The organism is Achromobacter sp. Root83 (genome assembly GCF_001428845.1).
GTDB lineage: Bacteria > Pseudomonadota > Gammaproteobacteria > Burkholderiales > Burkholderiaceae_B > Achromobacter.
This window is the reverse complement of sequence record NZ_LMIU01000027.1, coordinates 170,659-197,103: the sequence shown is the minus strand read 5'-3', so window position 1 is coordinate 197,103 and position 26,445 is coordinate 170,659. Positions and strand designations below refer to the sequence as shown.

The following is a 26,445-nucleotide window of genomic DNA, read 5'->3' as shown; positions in this document are numbered from 1 at the left end:
GGGCGTCGCCAAGAAGCAGGCTCTGCGCACCCCATCGGGATGCCGCGGATCCGGGCTCAGCCGGTCCGCAGGCATGCCCCCTGGGGGGAAGCGCGCAGCGCTTCGGGGGGGACCCAACCTTTTACTTGACCAGGGTCCAGTTGCCGTCCTTCACGGTGATGAGCTCGCGGCCGCGGTCGTCAAAGCCGCTGTGGTCGGCGGCGCTCATGTTGTAGACGCCCTGTGTGCCCACCAGATCCTTGGTCTGCTCCAACGCGTCGCGCAAGGCGTTGCGGAACTCCTTGGTGCCGGGCTTGCCGGCCTTCTCGGCCAGCGGCACGGCCTTTTCCAGCAGCAGTCCGGCGTCGTACACATTGGCGCCGAAGGTGGCGGGCTTGGACCCGTTGAGCTTCTCGTAGGCGGCGATGTAGTCGGTCGCCACCTTCTTGGACGGGTTGCTGTCCGGCATTTCGGGCAGCACCAGCATCAGGCTGGCGGCCAGGATGGTGCCTTCGACCTTCTTGCCGCCGAGCTTCAGGAAGTCGGGCAGCGCGGCGCCGTGGGTCTGGTAGAACTTGCCCTTGTAGCCTTGATCGAACAGCGTGGTTTGCGGCAGCACGCTGGCGGCGCCGGGAGCGGCCACCAGGACGGCGTCCGGCTTGGCGGCCAGGATCTTCAGGGCCTGTCCCGTCACCGAGCTGTCAAAGCGCAGATAGCGTTCGTTGGCGGCGACCTTGATGCCTTTTTCCGTAGCCAGGCCGGAGAAGACCTTGTACCAGTTCTCGCCATAGGGATCGTTCAGGCCGATGAAGCCGACCGTCTTGATGCCGGTCTTGGCCATGTGATCCACCAGCGCGCGCGCGATGATGTCGTCGTTTTGCGTGGTCTTGAAGACCCACTTCTTCTGGTCGTTCATCGGCAGCACCACCGCGGCGGTGCCCACCGGCGCCAGCATCGGCACGCCGGCCTCGGCCGCGAACTGGATCACGCCCATGGCGTTGGGCGAGCCCGACGGCCCGATGAGCGCGTCCACATTCTGTTCCGAGATCAGCTTCTTGAAGGCCGTGACAGAGTTGGTGGAGTCGCTGGCGTCATCCAGCGCGATGTATTCCACCGTCAGGTCGCCGATCTTCTTGGGAAGCAGCGGCACCGTATTCTTCTGCGGGATCCCGACCAGCGCGGTAGGGCCGGTGGATGAGGTGACGACACCGACCTTGACCTGCGCCAGGGCGGGCAGGGCGAACAGGGCGGCGACGGCGGCGGCAGCGGCCAGGGGGAGTTTCTTCGACAGCATGGCAAATCCTCCGGATAGGGAGCAGAGTGGGAGTGCGGCTGGAAAACGGAGAGAACAGGAACAGCGGGAATTACTTGTTGCTTAAAATTTCCAAGAGGCAAGGATCAGCACTGTAGACCCGGTCCCCGTGCTTACCTATCCGTCAAAACCCGAAGCGGGCGATTGGAAAAGGCGATCAGATGGTGATGGAACTGACGCTGGCGCCGCCGCAGACGAACAAGGTCTGCCCGGTGACGAAGCTGTTGGCCGGGTCCGCAAAGAACATCACGGCGCGCGCCACGTCGTCCGAACGGCCCAGGCGCTTGACCGGAATGCCGTCGGCCAACTGCCGTTCGCGTTCGCTGCCGGGCGGGATCACTTCGTAGAACATGTCGGTCTGGATCGGGCCAGGCGCCACCACGTTGACCGTGATGCCGTAGGGCGCCAGTTCCAGCGACCAGGTACGCGCCATGCCGACCATGCCCGCCTTGGTCGCCGAATACGCGGTGCGGGTGGGCAGGCCCAGCGCGCCGCGCGAGGACATCATGACGATGCGTCCGAACTTGCGTTCCTGCATGCCGGGCAGCGCCGCCTGCACCAGGCTGATGGCCGCGCCCAGGTGGATCTGCGTCAGGCCGTGCAACTCTTCCTGCGTGACCTGCGGCAGGAGGTTCGGCCAGATCACGCCGGCATTGTGGATAACGTGGCTGACCGGAAATTGCGCCGCGGCCTCGGCGCCGGCCTGCGCCGTGGCGTCGGCGTCCAGCAGATCGACCTGCACGTTGTGCAGGCGCGGGTGGGAGAAGTCGGCGGCGCGGCGCGCCATCGAGATCACTTCATAGCCCGCGTCCAGCATGCTGCGGCAGATCTCGGCGCCGATGCCGGCGCTGCCGCCCGTGACGATGGCAACATTTTTTTGCGTCATGGTTTCCCCAGTGTTGTTGGTATCGGCAGTGCCGGATCAGTTCCTGGGCGCCAGCGCCAGCACGCGCAAGGGGCTGCCTGAGCCGCTGCGGATTTTTAGCGGCGCCGAGAAGATCACGGTGCCCGTGGCCGGAAGCTGGTCCAGGTTGGTCAGGCATTGCAGGCCGTAGCGGTTGTTGCCGTGCATGTAGTAGTGGCAGGGGTAGGGCGGGTCCAGGTGCTGGGCCTGGCCGGCGTCGGTGCCCACCGACTCGGTGCCGAAGCCGTGCACGTCGCGTTCCTTGATCAGCCAGGGCACGACCTCGGCGTCGGGGCCGGGCGAATGCGCGCCGTCTTCCTGCATGTTCAGGTATTCGGCGGGCTTGGCGCGCTTGGACCAGTCGGTGCGCATCAGCACCCACGACCGCGCGGGAATGCGGCCGTGCCGCTCCTCCCACTTCTTCACGAAGTCGATGGTCAGGAGAAAGTCCGGGTTGCCGAGCGATTCGGCGGAACAGTCGATCACGCAGGCGCTGGCGATGAAGGCGTCGACGGGAATGGTGTCCACGGTGTTGTCGGGCTGATCCTTGCCCGTGACCCAATGCGCCGGCGCATCGAAGTGCGTGCCGGTGTGCTCGGAGCACGAGAAGTTGTTCCAGTACCAGGCCGGGCCGCGCTCGTCGTAGCGCGAGATTTCCTCGATGCGGAACGGCCATGCCTGGCCGAACTCCGGCGGCAGCACGATGGTGGGAAATTCCGGCGTCAGGGTTTCGGTCAGGTCCACCAGGCGGATGCGTCCGGCCAGCAGTTCGGCCATGAATTGGGCAAGAATGTTTTGACTCACGGTGCTGTCTCCTGTTGGTTTGTTAGGGGGGCGCGCGGCTACGCGCCCAGCTCCCGTTCCAGTCCCTTGGGGTTCTCGGCCAGCCGGGCGCGGAATTCCTGCGCCACGTCGCCGACGTACACGTCTTCCAAACCGTCCTTCAGCGCGCGCACGATGGCGGCGGCAATCGCCGCGGGCGCCACCCGCGGCGGCGGGGTGCGTTGTTCCCATTCGTGGTCGACCGGGCCGGGAAATACGTTCACCACGCGCACGCCCGCGCCGCGCATTTCCGCGCGCAGACATTGCGCCAGCGACAACGCGGCGGCCTTGGACGCCGACCACATGCCGCGCGACGGCAGGTTCATGTGCGCGTAGATGGACAGCACGTTGACCCAGGCCGCGGCGCTGTTCACGCCGTCGGCGGCGCGTCCGCACAGGGCGGGGCCAAAGCACTGCGCCAGCCGCATCAGGCCCAGCACGTTCACGTCCATGGCGTCGCGCGCCGTGTTGACGTCCTTGCGGTTCAGCAGGCCGCCTTCGCGTTCGAGGTCGGCGGTGTTCACCAGGATCTCGACCTTGCCGCCAATGGACGCGGCCACGCGTTCGACGGAATCGGTGTCGGTCACGTCCAGCGTCACGGTCTGCACGCGCGGGTCCGACGCCAACGCCTCGAAGGCGGCATCGCGCTTCCAGGCCTGGGGATCGCCCAGGAACACCGTGGGGCAGCCCGCGTCCAACAGGGCGCGCGCCACCGCCTGGCCGACGGCGGACTTGCCGTCCGTCACGAGTGCGCGGCGGAACTTTGGGTCGCACGAGGTTTCGCGCAGGGTCTTGTCGTCTTCCATGTTCGGGGTATTCCTTTCAGGCAGAGCGATCATCACGGCCTGGCCGCTGCGGTCCAGCTTGAGCGCCAGGCGCACGCGGCCGCCATCGGTGCAGTCCTGGTGGACATGCGCGACAACGGATGGACCGGCGTCCATCCGCACCGTGCCCACGCGCCAGGGCAGGCGTTCGCGGAAGTACAGGTCGTTGCTGTGGTGCAGGATGGTGCTGACCAGCAGCACGCCGTTGGGATCGGCGGAGCGCCAGGGCAGATGCTCGGACAGGCAGTGGCCGCAGACTTCGCGCGGGGGGTATTGCACCGCGCCGCAGTCGGCGCAGGTCTGCAGGTCGAAACGTCCTTCGGCGGCGGCGGCCGTCAGCCCCAGGGCCGCTCGGCTGCGCGAGCCGGGCGGCAGCGTGGGCTGCCGGGTGCGCGCAACCGGATTCTTGCGGGGAGGCTTGGCCAGCGGCTCGGTCATGCGTCGCTCCTTGCCAGGATGGCCGCGGCGGTGCACAGTCCGCGGTCGTAATTGATCATGCCGAAGCCGCTGACCAGCCCCATGCGGGCATTGGCCACCTGGGTGCCGCCGGCCGCGCCCGTCAACTGGCGCAGCGCTTCGACCATGCCGAGATAGCCGCCGGCGGCGCCGGCCTGGCCCACGGACAACTGGCCGCCGTTGGTGTTGAAGGGAAAGCTGCCGTCCACGGTGAAGGTGTTGCCGCGCACGAACGCCGGCGCCGCGCCTTTTCCGCAGAAGCCCAGGTCTTCCATCTGCATCAGGTTGATGACGGGATAGTCGTCGTAGGCCTGCAGGAAGTCCATGTCGCCGGGGGAGGCGTTGGCCTGGCCGTAGAGTTCGTCCACGTCCATGGTCCAGCCGCCGCGCGTCTGGATGGGGTCTTCGATCCAGGCGTTGTGGCGTTCTATGGTGGACAGGATGCGCGCGTAGGGCAGCTTCAGCGCCCGCGCCCGGTCTTCGCTCATGACCAGGAAGGCGTCGGCCCCCGCGCAAGGCATGACGCAGTCGAACAGGTGGATCGGATCCGTGATGACGCGGGCGTCCAGGTACTGCGCCAGCGTCAGCGGCTTTTTCATCAGGGCGTGGGGATAGCGCAGGGCGTTGTCGCGCTGCGCCACGCAGAGCTTGCCAAAGTCTGCGCGGGTGGCGCCCGTGGCGCGCATGTAGTTGGCGGTCAGGAGCGCGAAGCTGGCGTTCGGGCCGCCCGCGCCATAGGGGTAGACGGCGTCCTGCGCAAAGCGCGAGAACTGGCTGACCGTGTTGCGGAACGAGTCCACATGGTTGGTGTCACCCGCGAGGCAGGCCACGATGCTGGCGTCGCCCGCCTGCACGGCCCGCGCGGCGCGGCGCAGCGCGGCCACGCCGCTGGCGCCGCCCATGGGGATGTGGTCCAGCCAGCGCGGGGTCATGCCCAGATGCTGGACCAGACCGACCGCCGTGTCGGGCGCCAGCGTGAAGCTGGACACGCAGAGGCCATCGACATCGGTCTTGGCCACGCCGGACTGCCGGATCAGCGCGCCCAGCGCGCGTCCCAACCACCAGTGCGCGGCATGCGTCGAATAGCGCTCGTACGGAATCGTGACCGGCAGGGCCGCCACGACGCCGTCATAGCCCAGGCGGCTCATTGGGCGGGCTCCTGGGAGGGCGCGGCGGGGGGCAGAAAGCCCGCGTCAGCGGGCGCGGCGTGGGGGCGTTTCTTCATTGCGGTCGTGTCGACGCAGCGCGCCGTGCCGGGCAGGGCCGGCGCCAGCGCCTTCATTTCGCCGCGCTGGATCTTGTTGGTGGTGGTGAGCGGCAGGCTGTCCACGAATGCGACATAGCCCGGCGCCTTGTAATAGGCCAATTGCTCCAGGCTCCATTGCACGATGCTGCGCGCGGCCTCTGCCAGGGCGGCCGCATCGGCGGGCGGCGTTTCCGGCACCACGCAGGCCAGGACCTCGTCGCCGCGCACCGGGTCGGGCACGGCGGCCACCGCCACGGCCTTCACCAGCGGGTGCTGCATCAGCACGCTTTCCACTTCCACGGCCGAGATGTTTTCGCCGCTGCGGCGGATGACGTTCTTCTTGCGGTCGACGAAGCGCAGCGCGCCGTCGGCCTCGCGGCGCACGATGTCGCCGGTATGGAACCAGCCGTCCTGCCAGGCTTCATCGGTGGCGGCCTGGTCCTTCAGGTAGCCGGCAAAGAAGCCGTAGCGCGGATCGTCTCCGGCATGGCGCACGAGCAGTTCGCCGTGTTCGCCGACAGCGGCGGGCCCGCCGGCGTCCGTGACGATGCGGACCTGCACATCGTCCTCTTCGCGGCCGAAGCTGCTGGTGCCGACGTGGCGCGGCTCTTGATTGGCGATGATGACGGCGCCCGCGCCGGTTTCGGTCATGGCCCAGGCTTCGAGCAGCGGGAAGCCGAAGCGCGCCTCGAAGGGGGCGTGCAGCTTGCGGTCCACGCCGGCGCCGAAACCGAAGCGGATGGCGGGCTGGCGGTCGTGTTCGGACGGCTCGGCCTTCATCAGGATGGCGGGCATGACGCCCAGGTAGTGCAGCACGGTGGCGCGGGACTCGCGCACGCTGTCCCACCAGCTCCGGGGGTGGAAGCGGTCCAGCGGAATCAGGCAGCCGCCGGTCAGCACCATGGCCATGGCGGAATACGCCATGGCGTTCATGTGCACCAGCGGCAGCGGCGTCAGCATGCGTTCCTGGCCTGCTCGCAGGGCAGCCAGGCCGCCGATGCGCGCGTACCAGCCGCCCGCATGCAGAAAATACCGGTTGGGCAGGATGCAGCCCTTCGGACGGCCGGTGGTGCCAGACGTGTAGAGCAGCGCACATTCGCTCGTTTCGCCGGGGGGCGTGCCGTGCAGCGGCGGGGGAAACGGCGCGGCCGGCGGTGCGTCGTCCGGCCCCATGGCGCGCAGCGTTCGGCCGGCGCGTTCGGCGGCGGCCAGCAGGCCGGCGTGTCGTTCGGGCAGGGCCACGGCCAGCGCGATCTCGGAGTGTCCCGTCAGGTATTCAAGTTCGGCGGCGCGCAGGTCGGGGTTGATCGGCACGACCGAGACCCCTAGCGCGTTCAGCGCGAACCAGTGCAGGAAGAAGGCGGGGCGGTTCTCCAGCAGCAGGCCGGCGCGGTGGCCGTGGCCGTAGCCGGCCCGGGCATAGGCGGCGCGCAGGGTTTCGATGGCGTCGGCGGCCTGTGCGTAGGAAAGCTCGCCGGCTTCGATGCCGTAGGCGCGGGCCGTCTCGGGCAGGATGCACAGGAATGGCCGGGCGTCATGGCAGGACGCGGTGTCGAGGAAAGCCTGGTGGACGGTGGTGCTCACAAGCCGCTCCTACATGAACAATTGGATATTGCCGAAGGCGGCGTCGCAGTTGACGAGGTCAACGCGCTTCAGGCGGATGCGCAGGGCGCCATCCTGCTCCACGAGGTGGTGCGTGGTCCAGCCCGCGTACAGGGTTTGCGCGTCCTGCCGGGTCTCGACGTAGTGGAAGGCGGTGCGCACGACGTGACGGCCTTCCGCGGGCGCGGCGTCCGGATGGCCGTGTTCCACGGTGGGCGCCTGCAGCAGATGATGGCAGCGGCTCTTGGGCTGCTGCGAAAAGGTGCGTTGGCCCGCCAGCCGCTCCACGCGCACGCGCAGCAGCAGCTTGTCTTCGTACATGAGCGACGCGTGCAGCTTCGCATCCGTCTGGCCGTGCGCCAGCGGCATCCAGTAATGGCCATCGTCGGTGTACAGGCCGAGCCAGTCCTCGAAGCGCAGCTCGTCCAGCATGCGCGCCTCGGCGTAGACGAAATCGATCAAGTCGCGGTCGCTTGTGCTCATACGGATTCCGGTCCCGTCATGTAGCGGCCCCATGCGCGGTACTGGTTGCGCATCTGCCATTCGTTGGTGCCATTGGTGTTGACGTTCTTCTGGCCCGCTTCTTCCGGCGAGTACAGCCGCCCCACATTGACCCAGTCGCGGGCGCGGGAATGCAGGCCGTCCTGCGCGCGCTCGTACATTTCGAGGTCGTCGTGGCCCACGACGGACGTCGGCGCGTTGATCAGGCGGTTGTACATGAGGGTGCGTTCCAGCAGCAGATCGGGCGCGCCCACCAGGCGGAAGGTCCAGGACTCCACCAGCGTGCGGTCGGCGGCGATGGGCTTGAAGATCCGCAGCGTCTGGATGGGGCCCTTGACCATGATGTTGGGGAAGTACACCGTGTTGTGGCGCACGTCGCCCAGGATCTGTTTGGCGCGTTCCTCGCCATAGGACTCAACCATCGACTCCCAGTATCCCGGCACGCCGGAATAGGATGCGTGGATGGAATCCGACACCCCGGTGTGCCCGTGGCCGTTTTCCCAGACACGGATGCCCATGTTCTCGAAGAACTCGTAGGGCGAGATGAACGGCGCGAACAGCTCCACCGCCATGGGCTTGGGCGTGCCTTCCGGGGCTTGTTCCCAGACCTTGACGGCCGTGCCGGCGGACGATTCGTGGGCCACCATCGGGTGGCAGGTGTCGGTCTGGTTGTCGACCAGCATTTTCCAGTTGCAGCGGTGCATGTAGCGCAACACGCCGCCCGCGACTTCGAGGCGGCCTTCCGGAGAACGGTCCACCATGTTGTCCAGCGTGGACAGCGATTCGCCGAAGAAATCCTCGAAGGACTGGCCGTCGGGATTCAGGCGGCAGAAGACGAAGCCGCGATGGTTCTTCACGTCTTTCACGGCCGCCATGCCCTGGCTGGCTTCGCAGTTTTCCAGGCCGGTGTTCTCGTAGCCCTTCTTCAGGGGTATCGACAGCAGGCTGCCGTCCGTCTTGAACGTCCAGGCGTGATAGGGGCAGCGGAAGAATTTGCCCGTGTTGCCGCAGGCGTCACCGGCCACCATGGTGCCCTTGTGCGGGCAGCGGTTGTGCAAAACGCGCACGGTCTTGTCGCTGTGGCGCACCATCACCACGGGCTGGTTGCCGACCGTGGTGGTGACGTAATCGCCGGGATTGGGCACCTGGCTGTCGTGGCCGACATAGACCCAGGTGTTGGCGTACAGCCGCTCCATTTCCAGGTCGAACAGTTCCTGGTCGATGAACAGGTCCTTGTGCACCTCGGTGTCGCGCAGCAGGGCGCGGATGGCGTCAGGATTGTCGCGATAGTTGGCCATGGCCGCTTCCTTGTCTAGGCGCTACAGGTCCAGCACCAGCCGCGCGGACTTGGCGCGCGAGATGCAGATCTGGATGATTTTTCCGCTGGCCTTCTCGGTGTCGGACAGGTAGTAGTCGCGATGGTCGGGCTCGCCTTCCAGCACCGTGGCCTGGCAGACGCCGCATTCGCCGCGCTTGCAGTCGTACATCGGGTCGCAGCCTTCTTCTTCCATCACGTCGACGATGGTCTTGTCCGCCGGAATGGCCAGCACGCGCCCGGACTGGCGCAGTTCGACTTCGAAGGGCTGGTCGCCAGCCTGCGCGGCGGCGGCGACGAAGAGTTCGAAATGGATGTGGGCATCGGGCCAATGGCGCGCGCGGGCGCCCTGGATGACGGCGTCGATCAGGCCCTTGGGGCCGCATACATACAGGTGCTGGCGCGGCGTCGCGGAGGCCAGCAGCGCCTGGAGGTCGAAGCGGCTGGGCGGGTCGTCGTCGGCGTGCAGCGTCAGGGCGCCGTCCGCCAGGGCCTGCAGCTCGGGCAGGAAGGCAAGCTGGTCCTTGCTGCGGCTGCAGTAATGCAGGTGGAAGGCGCGGCCGGCGGCCTTCAGCGCGGCGGCCATGGACGCGATGGGCGTGATGCCGATGCCGCCCGCGATCAGCACGACGGGCTCGTCACCGGCGGGCGATTCGTGCAGCGGAAAGTCGTTCTTGGGGCCTTCGACCGTCAGGGTGTCGCCTTCGGCCAACGCATGCATGTGACGGGATCCGCCCTGGCTGGTTTCCTCGAGCCGCACGCCCAGCCGGTATTCGGAGGGCTCGGCGAACCGCCGGGCCTCGGGCGCAAGCTGGATCAGCGAATAGCAGCGCGGATCGCGCAGGCCGGGTATCGAGACCTTCAGGTGCGCGCCCGGTCCGAAGGCGGGCAGCGGACCGGCGTCCGCGCGCGCCAGGCGAAACGAACGGATCAGCGGCGATTCCTGCCGGACTTCCTGGACGATCAGTTTGAGTGTCTGCACGATGTCTGTCTCTTTCAGGCGTTGGCGCGAACGGCCAGTTCTTCCGCGATCTGGCGTTCCATGGGGCCGCACTTTTCATGGGCGAGCGCGGTGTCGCGCAGCGCGCGCAGCGAGTCGGCGGCGCCGGGCCGGCCCGCCAGTTGGGCCGCCGCGGCGATCAGCTGGCGGTACTTGCCGCCGCCGCGCACGTGCGTGTCGCTGTAGCCCTTGACCAGGCGGCGGCAGTTGACGGTTTCGATGGCCAGGGAATAGTCCTGGGGCGCCAGGGTGGCGATCAAGGCCAGCCACTGTTCCAGGCTCTCGGTTTCGATCTGGTGGCGCAGCGTGCGGCGGCGGAAACGCCGCATGCCGGCCAGCGTGTACAGCATGAGGAATCCGCCCAGGGTGCCGCTCTGCATGCGCCGCCCCTTGCCCAGGCGGCGTTCGACAAAGCCGCCGAACGCCTTGGATGCTTCCAGCCAGCGGCCCAGCCGCGAGGGCAGGGTGCCGCAGATCTCTTCCAGACGGGGATGCATGAATTCGGTCAGGTAGACCAACTGGTCCGGCAGGGCGCCGACTTCCTGGCGGACGCGGTCAAAGCGCGTGCCGCGCGTTTTCAGGTCCGCCACGCGGATGACGTCGTCATAGGCCATGGCCGTGGCCACGTAGCGCGCGGCGGCGCAGGTCAGCGCCCATTGCCGGGCGTCGCCGCCATGTTGCGCGTCGAGGTCGCGGATCGCCTTCATGCGGCGCAGGTAGTCCTGGGCGTAGGCCAGGTCCTGGAACTCGATCTGGCGGCGCACGCCTGCGGCCAGCATGGGCTGCGCACAGGCGGGGAAGTCGCGCTTGATCTGGTCCAGCAGGGATTGGGTACGCGGATGCGCGGCCCGTTCGGGCAAGGCCGGCACCGGCCGCGACAGGTCGATGGCGGCGGGTTGCGCGGGCGCCTGGTCGGCCGCTTCGAAGCCCAGCGCAAAGGCGCGCAGGCTGGCGTCCACGCCAAGGCCGGCGCGGCGCACGGTGGCCTCGTAGTCTGCGCGCGCGAAGGGCAGGGCGCCGCTGCCGGCCACCGCGCCGAACAGGCTGGCGCTGATGACGCTGCCGGCGCGGTCCGCCAGGTCCTGCAGGTCAAAGCACAGGAAGCGCCTGGCCGCGGCGCGGCCGGCTTCCAGCACCTTGTTGGGATCGGCGATGCCGTTGCCGGGCGTCGACTTTTCGCTGACCGCATAGGCGCGGTGCGAGGACGCGATCAGCACCGTGCGTTCCGGCGTGACCAGGCCACGCTGAATGGCGCGGCCGCCTTCCATCAGTTCGGCCGCCACCACCAGGTCGACGTCGCCGGGCGTGGGCATCAGCGCCAGCGCGGGCTGGCAGCCGGCGCGCTTGACGTCGGCTTCGGGCAGCAGTTCCAGGTAGTAGATCGTGGCGCCGGTGCGCTGGGCGACGCCCGGCACCGACGTGGTCTGCGCCCACCAGCCGGCGTGCTCGGCCATGTCGACGATCCAGTCCGCCAGCACGCCGCCGCCCTGTCCGCCCATGGCCAGGATGGCGATCTTGATCGGGTTGCCTTGCTGCATAGCCGCCGGGTTCATGAGGCAGGTGTCCTTAAAGGGCGTGTTGGGACAGGCGCGCCGCGCGGCGGCGCTGCAGGAAGCCGATGACCGCGCCGCGCACGCGCGCCAGGATGCGGTCGCCGCCGGTCGGGTTGTGGACGACGTCGGCGCGGTAGAAGGACGGGCACAGCACGGCGGCATGGGCGACTTCGCCGCAGTTGCCGCAGCCCACGCAACTGCTGTCCACGTGCGCCACGGGATCTTCCTTGAGGGGGTCGCCGCTGTCCTTGACGGTGAGCGATGGACAGCCCGACAAGCGGATACAGGCGTGATCGCCCGTACAGACGTCGGGATCCACGCCAAAGCGTTCCTTCACGACGCGGCGGCCTTCCTTGACTGCCTTGTTGAACAGCGGCTTGATGCGCCGCTGCTTGTTCAGCATGCATTCGGACTGCGCGATGATGACCTTGGGGCCCTGGACGTCGGTGGTCAGCGCTTCTTCGAGGGTGGCGCGGACGCGGGCGACGTCATAGGTGCGGTCCAGCGTGCGCACCCACTTCACGCCGACGCCGCGCACGGCCTGATCGATCGGGTTGTTGGTGGAACGATCGGGGTTGTCGGCGCGCGACGACAGGATGTCCTGCCCGCCGGTGGCCGATGCGTAGAAGTTGTCGACGATGACGATGACGCCGTCGTACTTGTTGAACACCGCGTTGCCGATGCCGGACGACAGCCCGTTATGCCAGAAGCCGCCGTCGCCCATGATGGAGATGGGGCGCTTGGCGGCGGGCACGTTGAAGGCCGCCGCGCTGGATGCGCCCAGGCCGTAGCCCATGGTCGTGGCGCCCAGGTTGAAGGGCGGCAGGATAGAGAACAGGTGGCAGCCGATGTCGCAGGAAATGTGGTGCTGGCCCAGCGTTTCCTGTGCCAGCGTCAGCGCCGAGAAGATGGGGCGCTCGGGGCAGCCCGTACAGAATCCGGCCGGACGGGGCGGCACCACGGCGGCCAGGCCTTCGACCTGCTTGTGGAAGGTGATGGGCTGTTCCGCCGGGCGCGCCGGCTTGGGCCGCGATACCTCGGTGCTTTGCAGCAGGCGTGTTTCAGCCGCCGAGTCCGCCATGACGGCGGGGTGGGTCAGCAGCGATTCGGGCCGGTGGCGCTTCAGGAATTCCCGCAGGCCGTCGCGCATGACCTGCGTGGTGTATTCGCCTGCCATGGGCAGGACGTCCTTGCCCGACAGGTGGGTGTCGATGCCCGCCTTGCGCAGCACGGCGTGCAGGTTCTGTTCGATGTAGTCAGGCTGGCCTTCTTCAAGCAGCAGCACCGCGCGCTTGCCGCGGCAGAAACCGATGACCTCGTCTTCGATGACCGGATAGGTCACATTCATGACGTACAGCGGGATGCGGCTGTTGCCAAAGTTGTCCGCCAGGCCCAGCAGTTGCAGCGAACGGATGACCCCGTTGTACAGGCCGCCCTGCAGGATCAGGCCGATGTCGTCGTGGTCACCGGCGAAGTGCTCGTTGAGCTGGTGTTCCTTGATGTAGCGGATGGCGGCGGGCCAGCGCTCCTTGATCTTTTCCTGTTCATGCAGGAAGGACGCGGGCGGCAGCACGATGCGGCTGGTGTCGCGCGCCGGGCTTTCCAGCGCCTGGGCCAGCGAGAACGCGGGACGCTTGTTCTCCTTGGCGGTGAAGCGGCCGTGCACGTGGCAGCCGCGGATGCGCAGTTGCAGCATCACGGGCGTCTTGCTGGCTTCGGACAGTTCGAAACCGTCTTCCACCGCCTTGACCATGCTTTCAAGGTTGGGGCGCGGGTCCAGCAGCCAGATCTGGGACTTCATGGCGAACGCGTGCGAGCGTTCCTGCATGATGGAGGAGCCTTCGCCGTAGTCCTCGCCCACGATGACCAGCGCGCCGCCCGTCACGCCGCCCGAAGCAAGGTTCGCCAGCGCGTCCGATGCGACGTTGGTGCCGACCGTGGACTTCCAGGTGACGGCGCCGCGGATGGGGTACATGACGGAGGCCGCCAGCGTGGCGGCGGCGGTGGCTTCCGAGGCGCTGGCCTCGAAATGCACGCCCAGTTCCTGCAGGATGTCGTTGGCGTCGGCCAGCACGTCCATCAGATGCGAGATCGGCGATCCCTGGTAGCCGGCGACATAGCCCACGCCGGATTGCAGCAGGGCCTTTGTGACGGCCAGAATCCCTTCACCGCGGAACTCTTCGCCCGCGCCGATGCGCAATTGCTGGACTTCTTTCTTGAAAGACCTTTCCGCCATCTGGATCCCTTTCGCGGACCGGCACGCCGGTCCTCAAGCCTTGCTGCCGCGCAGCATCGTCATGTCACGAAATCATCGCCTGAAAAATACTTTAGGAGTCAATGTTTTAGCTGTCAACAAAAAAGATGAAATTTCATGGAAATCGAAAAATATCACGCTAAAACAAGGGCGTATATACTGGTTGTCCTGTAGGTTGGAGTCCTATTTTTCGGCGCCGTGGTGGTGCATAACCGCTTCAGATTCGGGGTATACCCTTTGCTGCGCAACAGCATTGCGATACCTCATGGCGCATGGTTGCGCCGCCGTGGTGCAATGCGTTTTTCGGCGGAGGCCGCGATCTTGGATACCGGTGCGTGGGAGCAAAGCAACATGCGGTTGGATAAGCAGCGCAGCGGACGCGCAGGCGCGCGCGGCCCCCGGTTTGTAGACGGCTATCTGGCCTATCTGCTGGCGCAAGCCAGCCAGCGCATATCGGCGGAGTTCCACCTCGAGGTAAAGGCCGCCGGCCTGTCGGTGACCGAATGGCGGGTGCTGGCCAGTCTTGAAGGCAGCGCCGGCGAAACCATCGGCAGCCTGGCAGTGCTGGCCATCACCAAGCAGCCCACGCTGAGCAAGGTGGTCCAGCGGATGGAGGCCGACGGCCTGGTGGCCCGCACCGGCGTGCGCGCGGACCGGCGGCAGACGCGGGTCTGCATCACAGCCAAGGGCACGAATCTGATCGCGGCGTTATGCGAGCAAGCCCTGCAGCACCAGAAGGCGGTTCTGGCCCCGTTCGGTGAAGAGAAGGCCGCGATCCTGATCGAGATGCTGGGCGTCCTGATGACCGAGCACGTTCCGCTGGAGCTGCCATTTGAGTCCGACGCGTAGCGGCGTTGCGCCGACGCACTCGAACATTGTTCGCTTCGATTATTTTGTTACAAGCTTATGCGTCCCCGATTGTTGTTCCTCTGTGAAAAGCGTCTCCGGTACGCATAAACCCTGGATTGACGCGGGTCTTGCGGGTAGGCACACTCGCGCCGGTATTCAGACTACTGTCAGGAGTTGACACTTATGCGCCGCACTTTGATTGCTATCGCGATCGCCGCCGCCGTGGCCGTGCCCTCGATCGGGCAAGCCAAGTCCTTCCGCTGGGCCGCCCAGGGCGACATCCTCACCTTCGATCCGCACTCGCAGAACGAGGGCATGACGATCGCCGCCAACAGCTACATCTACGAACCGCTGGTCGACTACGACAAGTCCTTCAAGGTCTCGCCGCGCCTGGCCACCGAATGGGAGCAGGTGTCGCCCACGCTGTACCGCTTCAAGCTGCGTCCCGGCGTGAAGTTCCATGACGGCGCCGCCTTCACCGCGGAAGACGTCGTGTTTTCGATCCATCGCGCCATGGCGCCGACGTCGAACTACAAGGCGTACACGACCGGCATCAAGGAAGCGCGCAAGATCGACGACCTGACGGTCGAGATCGAGACCACGGCGCCCAATCCCGTGTTGCTGCGCCAGCTGACCAACGTGTTCATCATGAACAAGGCCTGGTCGGAAAAGAACAACATCCCCAAGCCGCAGGATTTCGTCAACAAGGAAGAAACCTACGGCGCGCGCAACACCAACGGCACCGGCCCCTACAAGCTGAAGAGCCGCGAAGTGGACGTGCGCACCGTCTTCGAAGAAAACAAGGACTGGTGGAACAAGGCAGGCAAGATCGGCAACGTGACCGAAGTCGTGTTCACGCCGATCAAGCAGAACGCCACGCGCACCGCGGCGCTGCTGTCGGGCGAGATCGACTTCGTGCTGGACCCCGCCGCGCAGGATCTGGAGCGCCTGCGCCAGTCGCAGAAGGTCGTGGAAGGCAACGAATACCGCACCATCTACCTGGGCCTGGACCAGAAGCGCCCCGAGCTGCAGTACTCGAACATCAAGGGCAAGAATCCGTTCCAGGACATCCGCGTGCGTGAAGCGCTGTACCGCGCCATCGACGTGGACGCGATCAAGCGCGCCGTGATGCGCGGCCTGTCCGCGCCCACCGGCACGATGATCGCGCCGCAGGTGCATGGCTGGGCGGAATCCGTGCACAAGCGCGTGCCCTACGATCCCGAAAAGGCCCGCGCCCTGCTGAAGGAAGCCGGCTACGACGGCACGCTGAACTTCACGCTGGACTGTCCCAACAACCGCTACATCAACGACGAAGCCATCTGCCAGGCCGTGGTGGGCATGTGGGCCAAGGTGGGCGTCAAGGCCACCATGAACGCCATGCCGCGTTCCACGTACTTCCCCAAGGTGCAGTCGTTCGACACCAGCGCCTACCTGTTCGGCTGGGGCGTGCCCACGTTCGACGCCATGTACACGCTGCAGAACCTGATCCGCACCAAAGGCGAGGGCGCGGACGGCATGTACAACCTGGGCAATTACAGCAACAAGGAACTGGACGTCATCATCGACCGGATCAAGACGGAAACCGATCCGGCCAAGCGTGACGCCGACATCATCACCGTGCTGCAAGGGCACGCCAAGGACTTCGGGCACATTCCGCTGCATGACCAGGTCATCCCCTGGGCCATGCGCAAGAACGTCACGGTCATCCACCGTGCCGACAATCGCCTCGTTGCCGATTGGGTCAAGATTGACTGATCCAGGCTAACCAGACGGCGGGGTCTATCCGACTCCCGCCGTCTTGCATTTTCTCGCCTATGTTCGCTTTCATACTGCGTCGCCTGTTGCAGGCCGTAGCGGTGATGCTCACCGTCGCGCTACTGGCCTTTGTGCTTTTCCAATACGTCGGCGACCCTGTCACCATCATGCTGGGGCAGGACGCCACCGATGCCGAGCGCATCGAGTTGCGTGAACGCCTGGGGCTGAACGAGCCCGCGGTCGTTCAATTCGGCCATTTCGTGGCCAATGCCGTACAAGGCAATTTCGGCATTTCCCTGCGCCAGAGCGAACCGGTCTCCACGCTGCTGAAGTCCCGTCTGCCGGCCACCTTGGAGCTGTCCATGGTGGCGGCGCTGCTGGCGCTGGTCGTGGGCGTGCCGCTGGGCGTGTATACGGCGCTCAAGCGCAACAGCCTGGTGTCCCAGATGCTGCTGGCGGGTTCCCTGCTTGGGGTTTCGCTGCCCACGTTCCTGATCGGCATCCTGCTGATCCTGGTGTTCTCGGTGCAACTGGGATGGCTGCCCAGCTACGGACGGGGCGACACGGTCAGCGTGGGCTGGTGGACGTCGGGCCTGTTCACCGCCACGGGCTGGAAGCACCTGATCCTGCCGGCCATCACCTTGTCGCTGTTCCAGATGACGCTGGTGCTGCGGCTGGTGCGTTCGGAAATGCTGGAAGTCCTGCGTTCCGACTACATCAAGTTCGCGCGCGCCCGCGGCCTGAAGCGCCGCGCCATCCACTTCGGGCATGCCCTGAAGAACACGATGGTGCCTGTCATCACCATCACCGGGCTGCAACTGGGCGGCATCATCGCCTTCGCCATCGTCACGGAAACGGTGTTCCAGTGGCCGGGCATGGGGCTGCTGTTCATCCAGGCCGTTCAATTCGCCGACGTGCCGGTCATGGCCGCGTACCTGTGCCTGATCGCGCTGGTGTTCGTGGTGATCAACCTGATCGTCGATCTTCTGTATTTCGTCGTGGATCCGCGGCTGCGTTCCGGGCTGACTCGCGGCGGGGGGGCTCACTGATGCGCGCCGTACTCAAACGCTGGTGGGACAGCGACATCGCCTGGGCCTGGCGCCGGGCGCCCGTGGCCATCGTGGCGACCCTGTTGCTGGCGACCCTGTTGATCGGCTCCTTCGGGGCGGGCTGGGTGGCGCCGCACAATCCGTTCGACCTGACCAAGGTCGAACTGTTGGACGCGCTGCTGCCGCCCGCCTGGGAGGCCAATGGCCAGCAGACCTATCTGCTGGGCACGGACAGCCAGGGCCGCGACCTGTATTCGGCGATCCTGTACGGGACACGCGTGTCGCTGCTGATCGGGCTTGCGTCCGTGGTGCTGTCGATGCTGATCGGCATCGTGCTGGGCCTGATTTCAGGCTATGCCGGCGGCCGCATCGATGCCTTCATCATGCGCGTCGCGGATGTGCAGCTCTCGTTTCCGGCGATCCTGATCGCGCTGCTGATCGACGGCGTGGCCCGGGCGGCGGTGCCGCGCGAGATGCACGAGCTGATCGCGTTCCCGGTCCTGATCGGCGCGATCGCGCTTGCCGGCTGGCCGCAGTACGCCCGTACGGTGCGCGGCTCCACGCTGGTGGAGAAGAACCGCGAATATGTGCAGGCGGCGCGCGTGATCGGCGTGTCCTCGCCCGTCATCATGTTCCGCCATGTGCTGCCGAATGTGCTGGGTCCGGTGCTGGTGCTGGCCACGGTGCATCTGGCGACGGCCATCATCACCGAGGCGACGCTGTCGTTCCTGGGGGTGGGGGTGCCGCCGACGGCGCCGTCGCTGGGCACGCTGATCCGCATCGGCAACGATTTCCTGTTCTCCGGAGAGTGGTGGATCACGATTTTCCCGGGCGCGGCGCTGGTGCTGCTGGTGTTGTCGGTCAACCTGCTGGGCGACTGGCTGCGCGATGCGCTCAACCCGCGGCTGATGTGATGTGGTCCATCCCCGAAGCGCCTGTGCAACAGGTATTTGAATTGAGGTATCGCACATGAGCGCATTACTAGAGGTCCGCAATCTGCGCGTGGAGTTTCCGACGCGCCGCGGCACGCTGCGCGCCCTGGACGACGTGTCGTTTTCCATCCAGGCGGGCGAAGTCCTGGGCGTGGTGGGCGAATCCGGCGCCGGCAAATCGCTGACCGGCGCGTCCATCATCGGCCTGCTCGAGCCTCCCGGCCGCATTGCCGCTGGCGAAATCCTGCTGGCGGGCCGCCGTATCGACAATCTTCCCGACGAGCAGATGCGCCGCGTGCGCGGCCGCGAGATCGGGGCGGTGTTCCAGGATCCGCTGACGTCGCTGAATCCGCTGTACACGGTGGGCCGGCAGTTGGCGGAGACCATCGTGACCCACCTGGACATGACGTGGTCGCAGGCGCGCAACCGCGCGGTGGAGCTGCTGGCGTCGACTGGCATTCCGGCCGCGCGGGAACGCATTGATCATTTCCCGCACCAGTTCTCGGGCGGCATGCGGCAGCGCGTGGTGATCGCGCTGGCGCTGGCCGCCGAGCCGAAGCTGGTGGTGGCCGACGAGCCCACGACCGCGCTGGATGTGTCCATTCAGGCGCAGATCATCGAGCTGCTCAAGCGCCTGTGCCGCGAGAACGGCACGGCGGTGATGCTGATCACGCACGATATGGGCGTGATCGCGGAGACCGCCGACCGGGTGGCGGTGATGTATGCGGGCCGCGTGGCCGAGATCGGTCCGGTGGCGGATGTGATCCACAAGCCGTGCCATCCTTATACGGCGGGGCTGATGGGATCGATCCCGACGCTGGAGGGCCACTCGGAGCGGCTGGTGCAGATCGATGGCAGCATGCCGCGGTTGAATGCGATTCCGCCGGGCTGTGCGTTCAATCCGCGCTGCGGCCAGCGTTTGCCGCGTTGCGCGCACGATCGTCCGGAGTTGCTGCCCGCGGGTACGTCGCGGGCGGCCTGTTGGTTGCATGACGACAATAACAAGGTGGCCGCATGAGCACGCCATTGGTGGAAGTAAAGGATGCGGCGCGTTGGTTCGATGTGTCGCCGCCATGGCTGGAACGCAAGCTGGCGGGCAAGCCGAAGGTGATGCTGCGGGCGGTGGACGGGGTGTCGTTCGAGATCGCGCGCGGCGAGACGCTGGCGCTGGTGGGCGAATCGGGCTGCGGAAAATCCACGGTGGCGCGGATGCTGGTGGGGCTGTATGGCCTGACCCGCGGGGATATCCGCTTCGACGGGCAGCCGCTGGCGCGCATGTCGGAACCGGGCGGGCGCGCCTTGCGCAAGCGTCTGCAGATGATTTTTCAGGATCCTTATGCCAGTCTGAATCCGCGTTGGCGGGTGGGCCGGATCATTGCTGAGCCGATGCTGACGCATACGCGGATGACCGCCGAGGAGCGCGTGGCGCGGGTCGGGGATCTGCTCCGGCAGGTGGGGCTGGATCCGGCGGATCAGGGGCGCTATCCGCATCAGTTTTCGGGCGGGCAGCGGCAGCGCATTTCGATTGCGCGGGCGTTGGCGGTGAATCCCGAGTTCCTGGTCTGCGATGAGCCGACCTCGGCGCTGGATGTGTCGGTGCAGGCGCAGGTGCTGAACCTGATGAAGGATCTGCAGCGCAAGCTGGGGCTGACCTATCTGTTCATTTCCCACAATCTTGCGGTGGTGCATCACGTGGCCGACCGGGTGGGCGTGATGTATCTGGGGCGCATGGTGGAAGTGGCGCCGCGCGACGAGCTGTTCGCGCGGCCGCGGCATCCGTATACGCGGATGCTGCTGGAGGCGATCCCGGATCTCAATGGCGCGGGCAAGCCGCGCACGGCGGTGGCGGGGGAGGTGCCCAATCCGCTGAATCCGCCGCCGGGGTGTACGTTTCATCCGCGTTGCCCGCATGCCAATGACCGCTGCCGGGCCGAGGCGCCGGTGGCGATGCTGGCGGGCGTTTCGGTGGTGGCTTGCCATGCGGTGCAGGAGGGGCGGATCTCGGCGTGATCCTGGTTCTTGCGCAGGGTGCTGGTTCTTGCGCAGGGTGCTGATTCTTGCGCAGGGTGCTGGTTCTTGAGGCGCCTGGGGCGGCGGCGGGCCGGGGTGCGCGGGTCAACGATTGCGGTCCGGAGCCTTCGCTCCGGACTGCCCCTGCCTCATCCTCGTTGCCGCCTGCGGCGGCTGCCTTCGGATTCCGTCGGGCGCATCGACTCCCCGCGCACCCCGGCCCGCCACCGCCCCAGGCTCCGATGCACGCATCGCCCCGGCCGCGGGGGAGGGCGGGGTGCTTGGCGTTTTGGCCGAGGATGGAGCGCGGGGGAAGGGGTTGCGGGGCTGCCAAAACGGCCGCGGGGGCGGCCTTGTTTGGCGTCGGGATGGTGGGACGTCGGAGCGGTGGTTGCGGGTTGCTGTGTGCGGTTTGTTGTGCGCTATGCGCTATGCGCTATGTGGCATGCGTCGCCAATCACCCGTCACCCGTCACCGGGGCGGCGCTGGGGTGCCGGTCATCTCGGTGGGAGCGGGTAGTGCCCGGGTTCAATGACGGTGATCGTGGACGTCGTCGTACGGCGTGTCGTCGTCTTCGTCGTCGCCGTCATCCTCTTCTTCCTCTTCCTCGTCCGGATTCGCTTGCGGTTCTTCCGACAGGGCGAAGGGCAGCACGTCTTCCAGGTTGTCGGACCAGGCGGATTCTTCGCCGTCCTGGTCCAGCTTGATGAAGCGTTCGCCGTCGTTCAGCGAGATCTGGACGGCCCAGAGGTAGAGGCAGTCATAGGTGTCGTCGTCGGACTGGGGCAGGCCGCCGCGGTTGCCGAGGATGCGAGCGCCGGGGCCGCCGAGCTGGACGTGGATCTGTTCTTCGTCGACCTTGGCGTTTTCGTCCATGGGGACACCATAGGTCACCCATTCGGTGCCCTCGTCGCCCAGCACCACTTCGGCCAGCACGGGTTTGCCCAGGTAGGCGCTGAGGGCGTCCGCGGTCTTGGCCAGCATGTCCAGTTCGGGGGCACTGAAATGGGTCAAGGACGCAGGGGGAGTAGCAGAGGCGGACATGAGGGGTTCCAGGGCGCGATGAAGCCGCGACGGCACGGCGGATACGTAAAGTCAGGCGCTATTGTCGCGCGATCCGCGTTGCAGTGCATCGGACGCTTGGATGACGAGGGGGACGGAGCGGCGCGGATGGCGCGGGCGGCGGTGGTCCCCGGGCGGAGGTATCCGGATGGCGTACTGCGGCGCGATGGGCGGGCCCCTTCAGGGACGCCGGTTTCCATGACGGCGGACGCGCCCTTACACTTGCCGCCTGTCTTCGTCCGGTATTACCTGTTTTATGACGCGCGCTGATTCTTCGACCATTCCCCTCCGCTATCTGCTGTTTCCGCTGCTGGCGGCCCTGATCTGGTCGGTCAACATGATCGTGACCAAGATGGCCGCCGGCGTGATCGCGCCGGCGGTCATTGGTTTTTACCGCTGGGCGCTGGCCGGCGTCTTGCTGACGCCTTTCGCGCTGCCGGGCGTGTGGGCGCAGCGCCGGCTCATCGTGCCGTACCTGCCCAAGTTCGCGGTGCTGGGCGGGCTGGGGATGGCGCTGTACCAGGGGCTGGCCTATGTGGCGGCATCGAGCACCACGGCGACCAATATGGGCATCATCACGGCGATGATTCCGCTGTTGACCATCGCGGTGGGGACGGTGGTGCTGCGCCAGAGTCCCACCCTGATGGCGATGCTGGGAGGCCTGATCTCGCTGGCGGGCCTGGCGCTGCTGATCGGCGAGGGCGATCCGGCGCGGCTGCTGTCGGTGGGTGCGAACCCGGGAGACCTGCTGATGGGGCTGGCGGCGCTGGCCTACGCGCTGTACGGCGTGCTGCTGCGCCGCTGGGGGCTGCCGGTGGGGCCGTGGCAGTCGCTGTACGTGCAGGTCGGGTTCGGCGTGCTGTTCCAGTTGCCGGCCTTCCTGCTGGCGGCGCCGTCGCCGCTCAATGCCGCCAATGTGCCGCTGGTGCTGTATGCGGCGATCTTTCCGTCGCTGTTCGCGCCGTTCCTGTGGATGCAGGGCGTGAAGCATCTGGGGCCCAATCGAGCCAGTGTGTTCCTGAACCTGATGCCGGTGGGCACGGTGGCGATCGCCGCGGTGTTCCTGGACGAAAAGCCGCACATGTTCCACATCGTGGGCGGGGCGCTGGCGCTGGCCGGCGTGATGCTGGCGCAGCTGCGCACGCCGCGTCTTGGCGCGCGCGGGGGCAAGGCCCCCTGAGCGGGAATCGGGGCTGGATCGCGGCGGCCGCACGCCGGTCAGGGTTCCGGCCTACAATCAACGGTTTCTCAGCTATATCTCCTATACGAGCCCATGGCCCAATACGTCTACACCATGAACCGCGTCGGCAAGATCGTGCCGCCCAAGCGGCAGATCCTGCGCGATATCTCGCTTTCGTTTTTTCCTGGCGCCAAGATCGGCGTGCTGGGCCTGAACGGCTCGGGCAAGTCGACGCTGCTGAAGATCATGGCGGGCGTCGACCGCGAGATCGAAGGCGAAGCCATTCCCATGCCGGGCCTGAACATCGGCTATCTGCCGCAGGAACCGCAGCTCAACCCCGAGCACACGGTGCGCCAGTCGGTTGAAGAAGGCCTGGGCGCGGTGGTGACCGCCAAGAAGCGCCTGGACGAGGTCTACGCCGCTTACGCCGAGCCGGATGCCGATTTCGACGCGCTGGCCGCCGAGCAGGCTGACCTGGAAGCCATCATCGCCGCGGCCGCCTCCAGCGGCTCGGACGACATCGAACACCAGATGGAAATCGCCGCCGACGCGCTGCGCCTGCCGCCCTGGGATGCCATCGTCGGCAACCTGTCCGGCGGGGAAAAGCGCCGCGTGGCTTTGTGCCGCCTGCTGCTGTCCAAGCCCGACATGCTATTGCTGGACGAGCCCACCAACCACTTGGACGCCGAAAGCGTGGAGTGGCTTGAGCAGTTCCTGCACAAGTTTCCGGGCACCGTCGTGGGCGTGACCCACGATCGCTACTTCCTGGACAACGCGGCCGAGTGGATTCTTGAGCTGGACCGGGGCTACGGGATTCCCTGGAAGGGCAACTACAGCTCGTGGCTGGAACAGAAGGAAGATCGCCTCAAGCAGGAAGAGTCCTCGGAATCCGCCCGCCAGAAGACCATCAAGAAGGAACTGGAATGGGTGCGCCAGAACCCGAAGGGACGCCAGGCCAAGGCCAAGGCGCGCCTGGCCCGTTTCGAGGAACTGTCGTCCTACGAATACCAGAAGCGCAACGAAACCCAGGAAATCTTCATTCCCGTGGGCGAGCGCCTGGGCAACGAGGTCATCGAATTCAACAATGTCAGCAAGGCCTATGGTGACCGCCTGCTGATCGACAACCTCAGCTTCAAGGTGCCGCCGGGCGCCATCGTGGGCATCATCGGCGCCAACGGGGCCGGTAAGTCGACGCTGTTTCGCATGATCGCGGGCCGCGAGCAGCCGGACTCGGGCGAAGTGACCATCGGCCAGACCGTGAAGCTGGCCTACGTCGACCAGTCGCGCGATGCGCTGGAAGACAAGAAGACGGTGTTCGATGCGGTGGCCGACGGCGCCGACATCCTGACGGTGGGCAAGTTCGAAATGTCGTCGCGCGCCTATCTGGGCCGCTTCAACTTCAAGGGCGGCGACCAGAACAAGGTCGTGGGTCAGCTGTCGGGCGGCGAACGCGGCCGCCTGCACATGGCCAAGACGCTGATTGCCGGCGGCAACGTGCTGCTGCTTGACGAACCGTCCAACGATCTCGACGTGGAAACCTTGCGCGCCCTGGAAGACGGGCTGCTGGAGTTCCCCGGCAGCGTCATGGTGATCAGCCATGACCGCTGGTTCCTGGACCGTATCGCCACGCACATCATGGCCTTCGAAGGCGATTCGCAAGTGGTGTTCTTTGACGGCAACTACCAAGAGTACGAAGCCGACAAGAAGCGCCGCCTGGGCGAAGAGGGCGCCAAGCCCAAGCGCCTGCGCTACAAGGCCTTGAAGTAAGGCCAAACAGTAAAGCAGTCTGAAATCCCCGGTCAAAGCGCCGGGGTTTTTTTTGCGGTGATAGAATAAAAAATCGCATCAAATGATGCGTTTGGTGATTCATCCACTTCATAAGGGGGCGGGCATGCGCACGACCGTGACGCTCGATGACGAATTGCTCGAGCAGGCTCGTTTGTACACGGGCATTCAGGAAACATCGGCGCTGATGCAGCAAGCATTGGTCAATCTTGTGCAGAAAGAGGCGGCGAAGCGCCTCGCCAAACTCGGCGGAAGCGCACCGAAGCTCACACCGGTTCCTCGGCGCCAGACGCGGACGTCCGATGATCCTGGTTGATACTTCCATCTGGATAGACCATCTGGGAGCGGCCGGGGAGCCTCGGCTTATCCAGTTGCTGAACAAGGAATATGTATTGACGCACCCGTTCATTGTTGGAGAGCTCGCCCTCGGGTCTCTCGGGCGTCGTGAAATGGTGCTTGGAGCCTTGACCTTATTGCCTCGGGCCGTAAGCGCGACCCACGACGAAGCCCTGCATTTCCTTCATGCTGAAAAATTGTTTGGCAGAGGTATTGGGTACGTCGATTTGCATCTCCTGGCGTCTACGCGTTTAACCCCTGGGGCAGCGCTGTGGACCAAGGACAAACGGCTTCGGGCGATCGCCGCTGCGCTGAATCTGTCTGCGGAACCGCCGCTATATCATTGAGCCTGCACGGACTCGTTTGGGCGTTGGGTGCCATCAGCCGCTCATGGGTCCTATCCACAAGATTTCCGGAGATTCCGCCATGCTGCTGTCCGCCTCCGATTCCACCCTGCTGATCGTCGACATGCAGGGCCGCCTGATGCCCGTCATCCATGACGGCGACGCGGTGCTCAACGCCGCGCACAAGCTCGCGCAGGCCGCGCGCCTGCTGGATGTGCCGGTGGTCGCCACCGAGCATCACAGCAAGATGCTGGGTGTCACGGTTGATCCGCTGCGCGAGCTGGTGCAAGGCACGTTCCAGAAGATGCATTTCTCGGCCGCGCGCGAACCCGGCTTCGATGGCTGGCTGCCGGCTTCGCGCAGGACGGTGCTGGTCGCGGGTTGCGAGGCGCATATCTGCGTCTTGCAGACCGTGATCGGCTTGGTCGACCTGGGCTACAAGGCCGTGCTCGTGGCCGATGCCGCGGGATCGCGCAAGTCCTCCGACCACCACGCCGCGTTGCGCCGCGCGCGTGCGCACGGCGCGGAAATCGTCACCTCGGAGATGGCGATTTTCGAATGGCTGGAGACCTGCGAACACCCGCGCTTCCGTGACGCGTTACGTCTGGTCAAATAGCCGTCGGCGCCTGCAACAATGCGCCCGGGGAGCGCAAAGATCTTCTCGCCCTTTGACACAATTCCTCGGCAAACCTAACACCCCGGCTTCCGATATTTTGCGATCCTGAAAGCTCTAAACCCAAAAAGGGACCGCGCGCTCGCGTCAGGTTCATCGGTGCGGCCCCTGGGTACAAGAATAGGAGCTTCATCATGAAAATCGCATCGCTTTCCAAAATCTGTGCCGCACTGGCCATCACCGCCACCATGGCTGGCTGCTCTTCCTGGGATGGCATGAGCCATCGTCAAAAGAGCACCGTCGGTGGCGCCGCGCTGGGCGGCGTGGCAGGCGCCGTGATCACCAACGGCGGCGTACTTGGCACAGTGGGGGGAGCGGCAATCGGCGGCGTGATCGGCGATCAGGTCGGCAAGCGCTGAACGTCTGTCCCAATGCGGAACGCCCGGCATATGCCGGGCGTTTTTTTATGCGCAGGCACGCCGGCGGGCCGGCGTGCAAGAGGCGTCAGGGCTCGTTCTGCGGCATCTCGATCTTCACCTCCAACACCTCCAGCGTGTCCTGGCGTTCCAGGTGCACCTTGATGTCTTCTGGGTTGATCTTCACGTACTTGGAGATGACCGCGATAAGTTCCTGCTGCAACTGCGGCAGGTAGTCGGGCGAGTCGCCGCGGCCCCGCTCGTGGGCCAGGATGATCTGCAACCGTTCTTTGGCGACGGAAGCGGAAGATTTCTTTTGACCGAGCAGAAACGACAGGAAGGACAT

The 26,445-nt window shown here is 66.0% G+C and carries 25 protein-coding genes; 12 read left to right on the top strand and 13 right to left on the bottom strand.

What is annotated here, in order from left to right:
* Window positions 1-121: 121 nt before the first annotated feature.
* The 11 genes from ASE30_RS27295 to ASE30_RS27245 all read right to left on the bottom strand — a co-directional run bounded on the left by ASE30_RS27295 (window position 122) and on the right by ASE30_RS27245 (window position 13,750).
* A complete protein-coding gene (locus ASE30_RS27295) occupies window positions 122-1,273 on the bottom strand; it encodes an ABC transporter substrate-binding protein (RefSeq protein ID WP_057287405.1) in 1,152 nt (383 codons plus the stop codon).
* A gap of 175 nt (window positions 1,274-1,448) precedes the next feature.
* On the bottom strand, window positions 1,449-2,177 hold the full coding sequence (locus tag ASE30_RS27290) for an SDR family NAD(P)-dependent oxidoreductase (protein ID WP_057287404.1): 729 nt from the start codon (window positions 2,175-2,177) through the stop codon (window positions 1,449-1,451).
* A 36-nt stretch (window positions 2,178-2,213) separates the two neighbouring features.
* Entirely contained in the window at window positions 2,214-2,999 is a 786-nt protein-coding gene (locus ASE30_RS27285) for a cyclase family protein (RefSeq protein WP_057287403.1), read from the bottom strand.
* A gap of 38 nt (window positions 3,000-3,037) precedes the next feature.
* The gene (locus tag ASE30_RS27280; protein ID WP_057287402.1) at window positions 3,038-4,279 is read right to left on the bottom strand and encodes an SDR family NAD(P)-dependent oxidoreductase; all 1,242 of its coding nucleotides are present in this window, start codon (window positions 4,277-4,279) and stop codon (window positions 3,038-3,040) included.
* A complete protein-coding gene (locus tag ASE30_RS27275) occupies window positions 4,276-5,445 on the bottom strand; it encodes a thiolase family protein (protein ID WP_057287401.1) in 1,170 nt (389 codons plus the stop codon). Before ASE30_RS27275 ends, ASE30_RS27280 begins: the two co-directional genes overlap by 4 nt.
* The gene (locus tag ASE30_RS27270; RefSeq protein WP_057287400.1) at window positions 5,442-7,127 is read right to left on the bottom strand and encodes an AMP-binding protein; all 1,686 of its coding nucleotides are present in this window, start codon (window positions 7,125-7,127) and stop codon (window positions 5,442-5,444) included. The genes ASE30_RS27275 and ASE30_RS27270 overlap by 4 nt, the downstream gene beginning before the upstream one ends.
* Window positions 7,128-7,136: 9 nt before the next feature.
* The gene (locus ASE30_RS27265; protein ID WP_057287399.1) at window positions 7,137-7,628 is read right to left on the bottom strand and encodes an aromatic-ring-hydroxylating dioxygenase subunit beta; all 492 of its coding nucleotides are present in this window, start codon (window positions 7,626-7,628) and stop codon (window positions 7,137-7,139) included.
* Window positions 7,625-8,944, bottom strand: coding sequence for an aromatic ring-hydroxylating dioxygenase subunit alpha (locus ASE30_RS27260; protein WP_057287398.1), 1,320 nt, complete (start codon window positions 8,942-8,944; stop codon window positions 7,625-7,627). Before ASE30_RS27260 ends, ASE30_RS27265 begins: the two co-directional genes overlap by 4 nt.
* A 21-nt stretch (window positions 8,945-8,965) precedes the next feature.
* Window positions 8,966-9,943 carry a PDR/VanB family oxidoreductase gene (locus tag ASE30_RS27255; protein ID WP_057287397.1) on the bottom strand — a complete coding sequence of 326 codons (978 nt, stop codon included), beginning with the start codon at window positions 9,941-9,943 and terminating at the stop codon, window positions 8,966-8,968.
* Window positions 9,944-9,957: 14 nt separating this feature from the next.
* On the bottom strand, window positions 9,958-11,514 hold the full coding sequence (locus ASE30_RS27250; protein WP_057287396.1) for an indolepyruvate oxidoreductase subunit beta family protein: 1,557 nt from the start codon (window positions 11,512-11,514) through the stop codon (window positions 9,958-9,960).
* Between the two features lie 13 nt (window positions 11,515-11,527).
* A complete protein-coding gene (locus ASE30_RS27245; protein ID WP_057287395.1) occupies window positions 11,528-13,750 on the bottom strand; it encodes an indolepyruvate ferredoxin oxidoreductase subunit alpha in 2,223 nt (740 codons plus the stop codon).
* A gap of 369 nt (window positions 13,751-14,119) precedes the next feature.
* Here ASE30_RS27245 and ASE30_RS27240 point away from each other — a divergent pair, with 369 nt between their 5' ends.
* From ASE30_RS27240 to ASE30_RS27215, 6 genes are all read left to right on the top strand, one after another.
* Entirely contained in the window at window positions 14,120-14,617 is a 498-nt protein-coding gene (locus tag ASE30_RS27240) for a MarR family winged helix-turn-helix transcriptional regulator (protein WP_057287433.1), read from the top strand.
* A 183-nt stretch (window positions 14,618-14,800) separates the two neighbouring features.
* Window positions 14,801-16,372 (top strand): ABC transporter substrate-binding protein, encoded by a 1,572-nt coding sequence (locus tag ASE30_RS27235; RefSeq protein WP_057287394.1) that lies wholly within the window; start codon window positions 14,801-14,803, stop codon window positions 16,370-16,372.
* A gap of 59 nt (window positions 16,373-16,431) precedes the next feature.
* Window positions 16,432-17,421, top strand: a complete 990-nt coding sequence (locus ASE30_RS27230) for an ABC transporter permease (RefSeq protein WP_057287393.1) — start codon at window positions 16,432-16,434, stop codon at window positions 17,419-17,421.
* Window positions 17,421-18,335, top strand: coding sequence for an ABC transporter permease (locus ASE30_RS27225; RefSeq protein ID WP_057287392.1), 915 nt, complete (start codon window positions 17,421-17,423; stop codon window positions 18,333-18,335). Before ASE30_RS27230 ends, ASE30_RS27225 begins: the two co-directional genes overlap by 1 nt.
* Before the next feature lie 55 nt (window positions 18,336-18,390).
* Window positions 18,391-19,371 carry an ABC transporter ATP-binding protein gene (locus ASE30_RS27220; protein ID WP_057287391.1) on the top strand — a complete coding sequence of 327 codons (981 nt, stop codon included), beginning with the start codon at window positions 18,391-18,393 and terminating at the stop codon, window positions 19,369-19,371.
* Window positions 19,368-20,363, top strand: a complete 996-nt coding sequence (locus tag ASE30_RS27215) for an ABC transporter ATP-binding protein (protein ID WP_057287390.1) — start codon at window positions 19,368-19,370, stop codon at window positions 20,361-20,363. The genes ASE30_RS27220 and ASE30_RS27215 overlap by 4 nt, the downstream gene beginning before the upstream one ends.
* Before the next feature lie 528 nt (window positions 20,364-20,891).
* Here the strand turns inward: ASE30_RS27215 and ASE30_RS27210 are convergent.
* On the bottom strand, window positions 20,892-21,407 hold the full coding sequence (locus ASE30_RS27210) for a hypothetical protein (RefSeq protein ID WP_057287389.1): 516 nt from the start codon (window positions 21,405-21,407) through the stop codon (window positions 20,892-20,894).
* Window positions 21,408-21,681: 274 nt separating this feature from the next.
* On the opposite strand from ASE30_RS27210, the gene ASE30_RS27205 reads away from it, so the two are divergent.
* From ASE30_RS27205 to ASE30_RS27180, 6 genes are all read left to right on the top strand, one after another.
* Window positions 21,682-22,605 carry a DMT family transporter gene (locus ASE30_RS27205; protein ID WP_156407798.1) on the top strand — a complete coding sequence of 308 codons (924 nt, stop codon included), beginning with the start codon at window positions 21,682-21,684 and terminating at the stop codon, window positions 22,603-22,605.
* A gap of 93 nt (window positions 22,606-22,698) precedes the next feature.
* On the top strand, window positions 22,699-24,372 hold the full coding sequence (gene ettA / locus ASE30_RS27200; protein WP_057287388.1) for an energy-dependent translational throttle protein EttA: 1,674 nt from the start codon (window positions 22,699-22,701) through the stop codon (window positions 24,370-24,372).
* 124 nt (window positions 24,373-24,496) lie between these two features.
* Window positions 24,497-24,706 (top strand): type II toxin-antitoxin system VapB family antitoxin, encoded by a 210-nt coding sequence (locus ASE30_RS27195; protein WP_057287431.1) that lies wholly within the window; start codon window positions 24,497-24,499, stop codon window positions 24,704-24,706.
* The gene (locus ASE30_RS27190; RefSeq protein WP_057287387.1) at window positions 24,693-25,073 is read left to right on the top strand and encodes a type II toxin-antitoxin system VapC family toxin; all 381 of its coding nucleotides are present in this window, start codon (window positions 24,693-24,695) and stop codon (window positions 25,071-25,073) included. The genes ASE30_RS27195 and ASE30_RS27190 overlap by 14 nt, the downstream gene beginning before the upstream one ends.
* Before the next feature lie 79 nt (window positions 25,074-25,152).
* Window positions 25,153-25,686, top strand: coding sequence for an isochorismatase family protein (locus ASE30_RS27185; protein WP_057287386.1), 534 nt, complete (start codon window positions 25,153-25,155; stop codon window positions 25,684-25,686).
* Window positions 25,687-25,877: 191 nt separating this feature from the next.
* On the top strand, window positions 25,878-26,102 hold the full coding sequence (locus ASE30_RS27180; protein WP_057287385.1) for a glycine zipper 2TM domain-containing protein: 225 nt from the start codon (window positions 25,878-25,880) through the stop codon (window positions 26,100-26,102).
* Between the two features lie 85 nt (window positions 26,103-26,187).
* On the opposite strand, the gene minE is transcribed toward ASE30_RS27180, so the two are convergent.
* A complete protein-coding gene (minE, locus tag ASE30_RS27175; protein ID WP_057287384.1) occupies window positions 26,188-26,445 on the bottom strand; it encodes a cell division topological specificity factor MinE in 258 nt (85 codons plus the stop codon).

Coding starts and splice junctions, on each gene's coding strand:
- ASE30_RS27215 (WP_057287390.1), top strand. CDS start 19,368: ATGAGCACGCCATTGGTGGAAGTAAAGGATGCGGCGCGTTGGTTCGAT.
- ASE30_RS27275 (WP_057287401.1), bottom strand. CDS start 5,445: ATGAGCCGCCTGGGCTATGACGGCGTCGTGGCGGCCCTGCCGGTCACG.
- ASE30_RS27210 (WP_057287389.1), bottom strand. CDS start 21,407: ATGTCCGCCTCTGCTACTCCCCCTGCGTCCTTGACCCATTTCAGTGCC.
- ASE30_RS27220 (WP_057287391.1), top strand. CDS start 18,391: ATGAGCGCATTACTAGAGGTCCGCAATCTGCGCGTGGAGTTTCCGACG.
- ASE30_RS27235 (WP_057287394.1), top strand. CDS start 14,801: ATGCGCCGCACTTTGATTGCTATCGCGATCGCCGCCGCCGTGGCCGTG.
- ASE30_RS27260 (WP_057287398.1), bottom strand. CDS start 8,944: ATGGCCAACTATCGCGACAATCCTGACGCCATCCGCGCCCTGCTGCGC.
- ASE30_RS27205 (WP_156407798.1), top strand. CDS start 21,682: ATGACGCGCGCTGATTCTTCGACCATTCCCCTCCGCTATCTGCTGTTT.
- ASE30_RS27265 (WP_057287399.1), bottom strand. CDS start 7,628: ATGAGCACAAGCGACCGCGACTTGATCGATTTCGTCTACGCCGAGGCG.
- ASE30_RS27185 (WP_057287386.1), top strand. CDS start 25,153: ATGCTGCTGTCCGCCTCCGATTCCACCCTGCTGATCGTCGACATGCAG.
- ASE30_RS27190 (WP_057287387.1), top strand. CDS start 24,693: ATGATCCTGGTTGATACTTCCATCTGGATAGACCATCTGGGAGCGGCC.
- ASE30_RS27195 (WP_057287431.1), top strand. CDS start 24,497: ATGCGCACGACCGTGACGCTCGATGACGAATTGCTCGAGCAGGCTCGT.
- ASE30_RS27240 (WP_057287433.1), top strand. CDS start 14,120: ATGCGGTTGGATAAGCAGCGCAGCGGACGCGCAGGCGCGCGCGGCCCC.
- ASE30_RS27225 (WP_057287392.1), top strand. CDS start 17,421: ATGCGCGCCGTACTCAAACGCTGGTGGGACAGCGACATCGCCTGGGCC.
- ASE30_RS27250 (WP_057287396.1), bottom strand. CDS start 11,514: ATGAACCCGGCGGCTATGCAGCAAGGCAACCCGATCAAGATCGCCATC.
- ASE30_RS27290 (WP_057287404.1), bottom strand. CDS start 2,177: ATGACGCAAAAAAATGTTGCCATCGTCACGGGCGGCAGCGCCGGCATC.
- minE (WP_057287384.1), bottom strand. CDS start 26,445: ATGTCCTTCCTGTCGTTTCTGCTCGGTCAAAAGAAATCTTCCGCTTCC.
- ASE30_RS27280 (WP_057287402.1), bottom strand. CDS start 4,279: ATGACCGAGCCGCTGGCCAAGCCTCCCCGCAAGAATCCGGTTGCGCGC.
- ASE30_RS27245 (WP_057287395.1), bottom strand. CDS start 13,750: ATGGCGGAAAGGTCTTTCAAGAAAGAAGTCCAGCAATTGCGCATCGGC.
- ASE30_RS27230 (WP_057287393.1), top strand. CDS start 16,432: ATGTTCGCTTTCATACTGCGTCGCCTGTTGCAGGCCGTAGCGGTGATG.
- ettA (WP_057287388.1), top strand. CDS start 22,699: ATGGCCCAATACGTCTACACCATGAACCGCGTCGGCAAGATCGTGCCG.
- ASE30_RS27295 (WP_057287405.1), bottom strand. CDS start 1,273: ATGCTGTCGAAGAAACTCCCCCTGGCCGCTGCCGCCGCCGTCGCCGCC.
- ASE30_RS27180 (WP_057287385.1), top strand. CDS start 25,878: ATGAAAATCGCATCGCTTTCCAAAATCTGTGCCGCACTGGCCATCACC.